General features: G+C 32.7%; 12 protein-coding genes and 3 tRNA genes. 13 read left to right on the top strand and 2 right to left on the bottom strand.

Translation table 11 applies throughout. From position 1 onward, the window contains the following. From fliH to EZH24_RS02335, 7 genes are all read left to right on the top strand, one after another. Window positions 1-649 (top strand): flagellar assembly protein FliH (gene fliH / locus EZH24_RS02365; RefSeq protein WP_137997531.1); only part of this gene is annotated, 649 nt, incomplete at its 5' end. A 30-nt stretch (window positions 650-679) separates the two neighbouring features. Next, window positions 680-2,134, top strand: coding sequence for a FliI/YscN family ATPase (locus tag EZH24_RS02360; RefSeq protein WP_137997530.1), 1,455 nt, complete (start codon window positions 680-682; stop codon window positions 2,132-2,134). Window positions 2,135-2,165: 31 nt separating this feature from the next. After that, on the top strand, window positions 2,166-2,600 hold the full coding sequence (locus tag EZH24_RS02355; protein WP_137997529.1) for a flagellar export protein FliJ: 435 nt from the start codon (window positions 2,166-2,168) through the stop codon (window positions 2,598-2,600). A gap of 22 nt (window positions 2,601-2,622) precedes the next feature. Then, complete coding sequence (locus tag EZH24_RS02350) at window positions 2,623-3,351, top strand: lytic transglycosylase domain-containing protein (RefSeq protein WP_137997528.1); 729 nt, start codon at window positions 2,623-2,625, stop codon at window positions 3,349-3,351. Between the two features lie 67 nt (window positions 3,352-3,418). Then, window positions 3,419-3,491: transfer RNA gene (locus EZH24_RS02345), tRNA-Thr, on the top strand. 75 nt (window positions 3,492-3,566) lie between these two features. After that, complete coding sequence (locus EZH24_RS02340; RefSeq protein WP_137997527.1) at window positions 3,567-5,666, top strand: 6-bladed beta-propeller; 2,100 nt, start codon at window positions 3,567-3,569, stop codon at window positions 5,664-5,666. Window positions 5,667-5,729: 63 nt separating this feature from the next. Next, window positions 5,730-6,425, top strand: coding sequence for a YggS family pyridoxal phosphate-dependent enzyme (locus EZH24_RS02335; protein ID WP_137997526.1), 696 nt, complete (start codon window positions 5,730-5,732; stop codon window positions 6,423-6,425). A gap of 19 nt (window positions 6,426-6,444) precedes the next feature. Here the strand turns inward: EZH24_RS02335 and EZH24_RS02330 are convergent, their stop codons facing one another. Beyond that, the gene (locus EZH24_RS02330) at window positions 6,445-6,981 is read right to left on the bottom strand and encodes a hypothetical protein (RefSeq protein ID WP_137997525.1); all 537 of its coding nucleotides are present in this window, start codon (window positions 6,979-6,981) and stop codon (window positions 6,445-6,447) included. 168 nt (window positions 6,982-7,149) lie between these two features. Between EZH24_RS02330 and EZH24_RS02325 the strand changes: the two genes are divergently transcribed. From EZH24_RS02325 to EZH24_RS02300, 6 genes are all read left to right on the top strand, one after another. Next, window positions 7,150-7,232: transfer RNA gene (locus EZH24_RS02325), tRNA-Ser, on the top strand. Between the two features lie 10 nt (window positions 7,233-7,242). Beyond that, window positions 7,243-7,315: transfer RNA gene (locus EZH24_RS02320), tRNA-Arg, on the top strand. A gap of 59 nt (window positions 7,316-7,374) precedes the next feature. After that, complete coding sequence (locus EZH24_RS02315) at window positions 7,375-7,935, top strand: KdsC family phosphatase (protein ID WP_137997524.1); 561 nt, start codon at window positions 7,375-7,377, stop codon at window positions 7,933-7,935. Further along, entirely contained in the window at window positions 7,904-8,476 is a 573-nt protein-coding gene (gene lptC / locus EZH24_RS02310; RefSeq protein WP_137997523.1) for an LPS export ABC transporter periplasmic protein LptC, read from the top strand. Before EZH24_RS02315 ends, lptC begins: the two co-directional genes overlap by 32 nt. 7 nt (window positions 8,477-8,483) lie before the next feature. Further along, window positions 8,484-9,809 carry an LptA/OstA family protein gene (locus EZH24_RS02305; protein ID WP_236847038.1) on the top strand — a complete coding sequence of 442 codons (1,326 nt, stop codon included), beginning with the start codon at window positions 8,484-8,486 and terminating at the stop codon, window positions 9,807-9,809. Between the two features lie 2 nt (window positions 9,810-9,811). After that, complete coding sequence (locus EZH24_RS02300) at window positions 9,812-10,549, top strand: hypothetical protein (protein WP_137997521.1); 738 nt, start codon at window positions 9,812-9,814, stop codon at window positions 10,547-10,549. Between the two features lie 7 nt (window positions 10,550-10,556). Here the strand turns inward: EZH24_RS02300 and EZH24_RS02295 are convergent, their stop codons facing one another. Next, complete coding sequence (locus EZH24_RS02295; RefSeq protein ID WP_137997520.1) at window positions 10,557-11,558, bottom strand: NAD(P)H-dependent glycerol-3-phosphate dehydrogenase; 1,002 nt, start codon at window positions 11,556-11,558, stop codon at window positions 10,557-10,559. Between the last annotated feature and the right edge of the window lie 204 nt (window positions 11,559-11,762).

Genomic DNA, 11,762 nt, shown 5'->3' with positions numbered 1-11,762 from the left:
AATATTAGAAGACAATAAAGAACAAAACGAAGCTCATGTAATATCCGAACAGGCTAAAGTTGACGCTTCAAAAATCATTCAAGATGCGAACGCAGAAAAAGCTAAAATAGAAAGCGAATCAGAATCTATTAGAGACGCCGCTTATAAAGAAGGCTACGCGAAAGGATATGACGAAGGTTTTGAAAAATCTTTTTCCGACAGCAATAACGATTTGACGAAATTGTCGGAACAATTAAGAAAAATTTTGGGCGAAACGATTAATAAAAGAAACGAAATAATAGACGCCGCCGAAGCTCAAGTTATAGAGGTTGCCGTTCTTATAGCAAAAAGAGTGGTAAAAATGCTAACCGAAAGAGACAAGGGAATAGTTATAAGAAATATTCAAGAGGCTTTAAGAAGAATCAAAGGAAGAACGAAAATTACTATAAGAGTAAATATTGACGATTTGGAAGTTTCGGCAAGACATAAAGACGAATTCTATCAAATGCTCGATAAAATTGAAGGAGTTACCGTGCTTGAAGACCCGAATGTCGATATAGGCGGTTGTATGATAGAAACGGATTTTGGAGATATTGACGCGAGAATAAATACTCAATTAAACGAAATCGAAACGGCGATTAAAGAAGTCGAGCCAATCAAAGGTTTTTAATTTTTTATTAATATTATTAAAGGTTTACTTATGAAAAAACGGGAAAATAAAGAATCGATTATTGAAATTCAAAATACCTTTAATAAATATAAAGAAGTCGTTAATGATGTCGCTTTATTAAAATTCTGCGGAAAAGTTAAAGAAGTTAGAGGTTCTTTAATCGTAAGCGAAGGACCTTTCGCTAAAATTGGAGATATGTGCAGAATATATAAAAATGGCGGTTCGCATGTCGATTGCGAGGTTATAAGCATTAAAAATCAGGATGTCTTTATAGCGTCATACGGCGATGTAAACGGAATAACTTTCGGAGATATGGTTTATTCTTACGACAGTCCTTTATCGATAATGTGTTCGGATAAATTATTAGGAACGATTTTGGACGGAATGGGAAAACCTCTAAACGGATACGGACATAAATCTTACAAAACTCCGATTTCAATACATCATAGAGCGGTTAATCCTTTGGATAGACCTAGAATAAAAGAACATATACAAACGGGAGTTAGAGCGATTGACGGACTTTTAACGGTTGGAAAAGGGCAGAGAATGGGAATAATGAGCGGAACGGGAGTCGGAAAATCTACTCTTTTATCGATGATTGCCCGAAACACGAACGCCGATGTGAATGTTATCGCCCTTATCGGAGAGAGAAGAAGAGAAGTTTTGGATTTCATAGAAAGAGATTTGGGAGAGGAAGGATTAAAGAAAAGCGTTATAATTGTAGCTTCAAGCGATGACGCTCCGCTTTTGAGAGTTCGAGCCTCATATACGGCGACAACTATAGCGGAATATTTTAGAGATAAAGGCAAAGATGTAATGTTTATGATGGATTCTGTTACTAGATTCGCTTTGGCGCAAAGAGAAATAGGACTTTCGAGAGGAGAGCCAGCGACAACGAGAGGTTATACTCCGAGCGTATTTTCCGAATTGGCGCAACTTTTGGAGAGAACGGGAACTTCAAATAAAGGAACTATAACGGCTTTTTATAATGTATTAGTCGAAGGAGACGATTTGGACGAACCTATTACGGATGCGGTTAGAGGAATTTTAGACGGGCATATAGTTTTATCGAGAGAGCTTGCAAACAGAGGACATTTTCCAGCCATTGACATAAATAAAAGCATATCGAGAATAATGAACGAAGTAGTTTCGGAGATGCATAAAGAATCTGCCAAAGAATTTTTGAAAATGAGCGCCGATTATAACGAAGTTAAAGAACTTATAATGATAGGCGGTTACGCTAAAGGAAGCATGCCCGAAGTAGATAAAGCTATAGAATATAAGCCGATTATGGATAAATATTTAAGGCAGGATATTTACGAAGTTTCAAGTTTTGCCGACAGTAAAGAATCGCTTATGTCAATGTTTTATTCGAGAGAGGAAATTGAAAAAGATTTGGTTTCGAGCGGAGATGTAAAAATAGAAAACGATAATTCTAAAATTTCCGATAATGTTCAATACGAGGATAATCTTGTAATATTGTAGATTTTTTAATTTGTTTGGGATTCGATTAATAATGAAGAAATTTGATTTTAAACTTGAGCCTTTATATAAGCTTAGAAAGAATATAGAAAGACAAAAACAAGCGGAAGTGGCGGAGGTTTCGGCTCAATATAATAAAGAAAGAGAAGGCAAAGATAGTTGCATTTTTAAGATTGAAGATAGTATAAAAATAGTGGATTCGATTGAAGACGAAAATGAAATGATTAATATGAGTTTTTATTTGGGAGATTATATAACGGCGCTTAATTCCCAAATAGGATTGCATGAAGAAAATATGTCTATTATAGGAATCGAACTTAGAAAAAGGCAGGAAATTTTACAGGAAGCTACGAACAGTAGAAGAGCGGTTGAAATATTGAAAGAAAAAAAATTAGCCGAATATAAAAAGCTGATTCTTAAAGAAGAGCAGTCTAAATTGGACGAATGGAAAAAAGAATATATAAGTTAATTAAATTATAAGAGGAATTATTATGATAGAATCTATACAAAGAATACATAGCAGAATAGGGGAGATACAAAGCACATTTAATAAATTAGGTTTCGCTCCTCTAAATACTCAACTGCCCGTTAAACCTTTTTCGGAATATTTAAACGAAGCGATGGCGAGCGATTCTGCAAATAAAATAAACAACGCGGACGGTTCGCTTTTAATAGAAAATAATATAAATAATAAAACTTTCGACAATGGAAAAATTATTGACGAAGATACTTTTAACGGCAAAATTTCCTTTGGAGTTTATGACGATATAACGAATAATTTAACAAATAATTTTGCAAAGGCGATAAACGCTTATAAAAAAACTTCGGCGGATTTTCCGAATACTTACGACAGCATAATAAACGAAGCTTCCGAAAAATATTCAGTGCCTAAAGATTTGATTAAAGCGGTTATAAAACAGGAATCTAATTATATGCCAAACGCAATTAGTTCAAAAGGAGCGATTGGTTTGATGCAAATAATGCCTTCAACGGGAGCTTTGCTTGGAATCGAAGATAAAGAATCGCTTAAAGACCCTTATGTGAATATTATGACGGGAACTAAATATTTGTCTCAAATGTTAAATAGATACGATGGAAGATTGGATTTGTCGCTTTCCGCTTATAATGCGGGACCGAATTTGGTAGATAAATTGCAGAGAATTCCTAATATTGACGAGACGAAAAATTATGTGAAAAATATTATAGGTTATATAAAGTAAACATAACTACTTGACTTTTTTGACAGTAATTTTATAATGTTTTTATAGTTTAATAATATTTGGAATCGCCCGCTTAGCTCAGATGGTAGAGCATCACCATGGTAAGGTGAGGGTCATCGGTTCAATCCCGATAGCGGGCTTTCTTACATAAATTATATTAAAATAAATTATAATAAAAAATAATCAAGTTTAAGTTTAGAGGATTAAAGAAATTTATGAGATTAAAACTTGCGGCGATTATATTGTTATTACCGACTTTTATATCGCTTTTAAACGCTTTCGACAAAACTCCATATTATGTAAACACGGAAACTTACGATTCTTATAGAGAACTTATAAGAGGAGTGCATTATTATAATCAAGAAAGATATGACGCTTCTATAGCGAGTTTCAGAACATCTTTGAATACTAATCCAACCGACAAATTTATAAGATATTGGTATAGCAAAGCGTTGTATAAAGCGGGTTATATGTCTTTGGCAATTAACGAATGGCTTAATATTAGCAGAATGGGATACGATGACCCTATAATATTGTCGAAGATTAATAAATATTATAGCGCAAATATTGAAGACACGCGTGAGTCTTTCAGCAATTTTATTTATTTGAAAGCGTTCTCCACAAACGCAAATTTTATGAGAAATATTAATCAGCCGATACAATTAAAAGTTTTGGACGATGGCACGATTTATGTTTTGGATTATAACGATTCTTCGCTTAAACAATTCGATGTAAACGGAAATTTGATTAAAAAAATATCGCAAGGGCGTAGACTCGAAGAATCTCAATTAAGCTGGTGGAGAAAAGCCGTTCAATTTGTGACGAGAGTTTATCCTTACGAAAAATTGGAAAATCCGAGAGGTTTCGATATAGATACGGACGGAAATATTTATATAGCTAATACAAAAAAAGATAAAATATTTAAATACGATTCCAACGGAACTTATATAACGAATATAGGAGTTTCTGGAATAGAAAACGGACAGTTATTAGGACCAAATTCGGTTTATGCGGATAATTATGGCAGATTATATGTTTCGGACGGCGGGAATAACAGAATTGTCGTATTCGATGTAAACGGAAATTATTTATTTAGTTTTGGAAAACTTGGAGAAAACGAAGGAGAATTCTTTTCGCCAGCGGGAATTGTAGTCAATCAAAATAATATATTTGTAGCGGATTTGGGAAATAAGCGAGTTCAAAAATTCGATATTAGCGGTAATTATATTTCTACGATTAGTCATGAAATGTTTAAAGAGCCGAGAGGTTTGTCTTTTTCTTCGGACGGAAATTTATTCATAGCGGACGGAAGCAAAGTTTATTATTACGATATTAAAGCGAATACTTTTACTTTATTTAATAATTCGGAAAGATATACGGCTACTCCAACTTCGATAGCGGAAGACAAAAACGGCGCTATTTATTTGACGGATTTTATATCGGGCAGAATAGATGTTTATACGAGAAAAGAAGAATATTACGCCAATTTGGATGTGTTTACCGATAAAGAATATTTAAGCCAATTTCCAATCGTGGTGGCGTCCGTTACGGTTAGAGACAGATTTGCAAATCCTATTATAGGATTAACAGCGGATAATTTTTATATTACTGAAAACGATACGATTGAAAGCAGGGTAGGTTTTTATGACTCTCCCGAATTGCATGAATATAGATTTGTTTATCTTATAGAAGACAGCGCCACCGCGAGAAATTACGAAAGCAGAATTAAAGAAGAGATAAGCAATTTTACTTTAAGTTTGACAAATAATGACGAGGTTTTGGTAATTCATTATAACGATGGAGTTTATAAATTGGATAATTATTCTTCGGCTAATTTAAGAATAATAGAAAACGCGAATAATTTCAGATTTTCGGGCGGAATTTCGGCATTGGGCGAAGCTTATTACGAAGCGATTCGACTCTCTCTAAACAGCTTTAAGAAAACGGCTATTATTCATTTTTCGGTAAGCGACATAAACGATAGCGCTTTTGCATCTATGGATTTTAACGATTTGTCAAGTTTCGCAAAAAATAACGCTATTTCGCTTAATCAGGTTTATTTGGGATTAAATAAAAATAATTATTTCCTCGATTTGATTTCAAAAAATACTTACGGATATACGATTAACGGCGACAGTTCAATCAATTATTCGGAGGCTATTGGTAATATAAAAAATATCAACTTCGGAAAATATTATATTTATTATAACAGCTTTAGAAATTTGAGAGAGAGCGGACAGTATAGGGCGATGAAAGTGCGAGTTCAATATAGAGATATGTTCGGCGAAGAAGAATCGGGTTATATAGTTCCTTAAAATAGCGATAAAATTATTATTTTAATATTTTGACAAATAACATTTTTTTAGTATAATATTCTTATGAAAGCCGATTTAATATTTCAAAAATATAACGAGATAAAAAATAATATAAATCTTCTAAAAGAAAAATATAATTTAAATTACGATATAGAAATCGTTGCCGTTAGCAAATACTCGTCTTTAGAAACTATAAAAGAATTTTTGTCTCTCAATTTAGATTTGCCATTAGCCGAAAGCAAGGCTCAAAGTTTGCGCGATAGAGTAGGGGAGTTTAAAGATTTTAAAAATATTAAATGGCATTTCATAGGACGAATTCAAAGCAATAAAGTCAAATATATCGTAAAGTTTGCCGATTTGATACAAAGCGTGGATTCCATAGAAATTGCGGAAATTATAAATAAAGAGGCAGAAAAAAATAATAAGATACAAAATATATTGCTTCAATTCAATATAAGTAACGAGAGTCAAAAAGGCGGTTTTAATCTGACGGATTATAAAAAAGTTTATCAAAATATTTTAAATTTGAAAAACATAAAAATCAAAGGACTTATGGGAGTCGCCTCAAACAGCGATGATTCTAATTTGATTGAAAACGAATTTGAAAGCCTTAATAAAATATATAACGATATTAATTTGGAATTCGATAAAAATAAAGTTTCGATTCTTTCTATCGGTATGACTTCGGACTATCATCTTGCTATTAAACTTGGCGCGAATATGATTAGAATCGGAAGCGGTTTATTGGTCAATTCTTAAAATTTTATTTTAAACTTTTTTATTGAAATCGTCTCGGGCGGTTTACCGTTATAAGATAATTCCAAACATAATAAAATATCGTGTCTTCTGTAGTAAAATGTTCTATTGCCTCGTCTTTTTTTAGAGCCGACATGGAATTGGAAAACGATTCTTCTTTTTCAAGTTCTTTTATATCGAGAACCAAATTGTCCGTATGATTTTTTACTTTAATCATAAGTTCGGCTGGCAAATTTCTTTCGTAATTTCTGCTCGTTAAAGTTTCAAGAGCGTATTCGATTCTGTCGGGCGTTATCCTCGAAGATATTTCTTTTTCCGATAAATTTTCTTCGTTCAAAATATTTTCAGTCCAAGTATTGAATTCGTCTATCCATTCTTTATACAAATCGCCGTATTTTTCCGAGTCAAGCAAGTAATCGTTTTTTATATCGTTTGGAAGAATGTTGATAAAATTATTGTATCTTTTATGCATGGCGTAAATCGAACCGCCATCTTTTCCGCAAGATATTATCGTTATCGCAATTATTATTGATAAAATTAAAATCGTTATTTTTTTCATTTTACAATCCGTTTATTCTAATTATTTTTGATTAATTAAGGATTTATTATATTATATATGTAAAAAAAATCAATTATTAACCGATTTTTAACGGTTATAATAAGATTTTTTTAATTTTTTTATTTAAAAAGACTTGCAATTATTTTTAAAAATGTTATAATTTTTCCCGGAAAGTTCGTTCAATTGGTAGAGCAGCGGTCTTGAAAACCGCCGGGCTAACACCCATGTGGGTTCGAGTCCCACACTTTCCGTATTTTATACGGGGCTTTAGCTCATCTGGATAGAGCACTGGTTTCCTAAACCGGGTGGGCAGGTTCGAGTCCTGTAAGCCCCAATTATTGTCTGAAAATTTTTAATTAAATTAATAAAACGACTTTTAAAAATGACTAAAATATGACTATAAAAGATTTTGTTTCGTATATATTTAATATTAGTAAACTCAAAAAAATTAAACTTATGGTTTCCGATATTGACGGAGTAATGACGGACGGAAAACTCATATTCGACAACAACGGAGTGGAAAGCAAATTTTTTAACACTTTGGACGGAATGGGAATAGTTATGGCCTTGAAAGCTGGAATAAAAATCGCCGTAATATCTGGGAGCAGAGCGAATTGCGTAAGGGAAAGATTCGAAAAATTTAAAGCTCATAATTTTGAAGATTTGATACTTGGCGAAGAATATAAAATGCCTTCTCTTTTGACTTTAATAAAAAAATATAGTTTAAATAGAGAGGAAGTGGCTTATATAGGAGACGATATTATAGATTTAGCACCGATTAAATATGCGGGAGTTTCTTTTGTTCCTAAAAACGCCATAAAAGATTTGAAAAAATCCGCCGATATAGTAATAAATAAAAATGGCGGAGACGGAGCGGTTAGAGTCGCAATAGATATGATTCTAAAAGCTAAAGGAATTTATAATGAAGTTATTAAAGAGTTTTGCGAATATTAATTTGGTTATGATTATTTCGTTAATTGTTTTTTCTTGCACAAATTTTAACGATATTGATAAAAATAGAGGAGGCGAGAATTTTACACCTCCGCCCGAAATGGAATTTTTTGGTTTTAGAAGAGAAAGTTATAATACGAATTTCAAACAGATGGAATTATTCGCCACAAATGCAAAATTTTACGAGAATAGAAAAGTTATAGAATTGCTTGATACGAGAACTTATACTTACGAATCAAACGGAACGATTGCAGCGAGAGTATCGGGCGAGTTTGTCACTATAAATCAAGTAAATTTATTTGTCGAAATGTTTACTAATGTCGTGGCAAAAGCTTCCAACAATACGACTTTATATAGCGAACATATTCAATGGGATAATGATAAAAAATATTTTAAAAGCCCCGTTCCAGTTAGAGTGGAGCAAGAGGATGGAAGTTGGCTTACTGGGTCCAGTATGGAAGGAGATATGTCTATGGAAAATGTAACAATTTATAACGAAGTTGACGAAGGAAACGCTATAGGAGTTCCGATTGCAGAAGAGTAAAGTATATATATTTGCATTATTATTTTTAATAACTTCATCGTTATTTACTCAATCGCAGTCGAGAAGAAGCGCCGATAAATTTACTTACGATAATAAGGGGCAGATTTTTCAATATACTGGAAATTCAAAACTTGAAGACACTTCGGCGGTTATAACGAGCCATATAATGACATTTTATAAAGAAACGGAATTAGCGACTTTTAACGGTAATGTCAGACTTTTCAGCAAAACAAACGGTTCAACAATCAATGCGGGATATGCGAGTTATAACGGAAAAACGAGATACGCTTACGCGAGAAATAAGCCCGTATTAAGGTCGTCAACGAATAATGTGACAATAAGAAGCACTTTTATGGAGAGAGATTTTAACACGCCTATTGCAAAGGCTATAAGCAATGTTCATTTAACTCATATAGATAAAGAAAACGATAGAAAAACGGACGGTTATGCAGACGAGCTTACATATAATATGGATACTCAAATATCGGTATTGAAAGGAAATCCAAGATTATATCAGGGAAACGACAGAATAGAGGGCGAGATATTGGAATATAATTCTAAAAACTCTCAAGCGAATGTTATGGGAAGAGGAAAAATATATATTCTTCAAACCAACAATTATGTTGAAAGGACTAAAACCAACGATAGTCAAGTAAGCAATTATAATATCATAACGGCTGATAGAATACTTGTAAACGATAATGCGGGAGAAGATAATGAAACTCGAATTTTATACGCTTATGGAAATGTTACCGCTTATTTTTACGAAGAGAATATGATTTTGAAAGGCGGATATGTGGAATACGAAATAGACAACGAACATATGTATTTATACGGCGAGCCTTCCGTGAGAATTCCCGACAGAGGAATAATAGCTTTCGGAGAATGGATAGAATATAAAAAAGATGGCGAGGCTAAACAATTTAAAGATGTTATTTTTCATAACGATGTCGTATTAGTCGATTATGACGAAAAATTATCGCTCGAAGGAGAGTTACTTCATTTGGACCCCGACACGAAAATCGCCACAATCAGCGGAGACCCGCATGCTTATGTGGAAGATAGAAGCATTAAAATAATTTCCGTCACGATGCAAATGTTTAACGATGATGAAAAATTGAGAGCGAACGGAGATGTATTAGTTGAAAGTAAGGATATGAATTCAAGGAGCGCTTGGGCTACATATTTCGACAAAAGAAAATATTTAAGACTATGGGGCGAAACTCCTTCTTTGCAACAGGGAGGAAGCACCGTTCGCGGAAGAGAGATAAAATATTATATAGACGGCGAAAGAATAGAAGCCTATGGTGTTAGCGGAGAGATTCCAGAATAGTTATGCCTAAATTAATATTTATTTTTTCAATATTTTTCGTTTATTTAATATCATGTAAAGAAAATTTAGAGCCTCTCAATAAAAATCCTCAATATTCTATAAATATAATGTATATTAAAGACGACAATTTGCCTTCTTTTGAAGCGAAAGATTTTATTGATATTTTTAATAGTAGAATGCCATTTTTGACTTATCAAATTTTGGGTTATAAAATAAAATATAATTTGGCTTACGGAAACAATTTGAACGGTTTTTATAGAGAAAATAGAAATATAATAAGGAAAAACGCGAACCTTTTTGAAGATAAAAAATTATCGGATATTACGCGTTCTTCGGAATATTGGAAAATAATAGGCAAAGAAACTAACTATTATAATTATAATATGATTATCGTTAATATTCCTTTAAATTCAAAAGTAAACGAAGGAGATAAAATTATTGATAGATTGATTTTTGAAAATAAAAAAATTAAACCCGCGAAATCTTTAGCGATTGTAAGCGTTTATCCTTTATTTAACGGCAATTTGAAATATGAAAACGAAAAAATTTTATTAAATATATTCGAATATTATATTTTGCAAACTGTGGCAATGATATTTCCAAAATACGATATTCATGAATTTGAAAAACATTCGATAATGTCGGAAGTAAAAAATTTTGATTATTATAATTGGTTTAGCAATATAATTAATTTTCCTTTGAGAGAGCCTTATAAAACTTTGAAAAAATATGAAAGATAATTAAAAATTAGAAAAATCCTTCGCTCTTCGCTTCTCTGCTCATTAAATCGTTTAATGTTTTATAAATATCGGCATCGTTAAACAGAACATTATAAACCGCTTCGGTAATCGGCATATAAATATTATTTTTTTTAGAATAATCGTAAGCGGCTTTTGTGGCGTAAACTCCTTCGGCAACCTGCCCATGACTTTCCGATATAACCTCTTCGTATTTTTTTCCTTTGGCAAGCTCTCTTCCCAACCTGTTGTTTCTACTTAATCCGCTCGAGCATGTGACTATCAAATCGCCAATCCCAGAAAGTCCATACATTGTGTCTATTCTCGCTCCTTTGCTTAAAGCGAAACGCACTATTTCATGCAATCCTCTCGTTATAAGCGCCGCTTTAGTATTGTCGCCGAGCTTTAGTCCGTCAATTATTCCTCCCGCAATCGCAATAATATTTTTCAAAGCTCCGCCTATTTCGACTCCTTTTTGGTCTGTAGAATTATATATTCTTAATTTTGGCGGAACGGTTAAAATATCTCGCACATATTCGGAAATTCCTTTTTCTCCTCCGACAACTATCGCGGTAGGAATTCCTTTTGCCGTTTCTTCGGCATGAGAAGGTCCCGATAGAGTTAGTATATTCAAATCCCCAGATATTACGCTTCTTGCAACTTCGCTCATAGTTTTTCCGCTTTTTCTGTCGAGTCCTTTTGTAGCCGAAACTAAAATTTGTTCGTTTTTTATATAAGGTTCGATATTTTCGCAAGCTTCGTGAAACGCGAAAGAAGGAGTCACTATGATTATAATTTCAGATTCGTTTATTGTCTCTTCGATATTCATTGTAAAAAATATACTTTTACTTAATTCTATATTTTCCAAATAATTATCGTTTCTGTGATTTTCTTTTAATAATTTATAACTTTTTTCGCTGTGAACCCAGACTTTTATATTATGCTTTTCGGAAAAAATATTCGCCAGCGCAAGTCCCCAGCCTCCAGCTCCAATAACGCTTATATTTGACATAATCGCCCTTTAATACAATATTAAAATTTCAAATATTTAAAAGTATAACATATATATTTTTAATGTAAAGCGGAATTATTTTTTGGTTTAACTATTGACATTTTTTATAAAACATGTTATATTTTACTTAAATTAATTGATTGTAATTTGTAATTGTCGAAAAAAGGAGAAAATAAAAATGAGCGGATGTAAATTCTACAATAC

It is taken from the genome of Brachyspira catarrhinii, assembly GCF_005518285.1.
Classification (GTDB): Bacteria; Spirochaetota; Brachyspiria; order Brachyspirales; family Brachyspiraceae; genus Brachyspira; species Brachyspira catarrhinii.
This window is presented reverse-complemented; position numbering and strand designations above follow the sequence as displayed.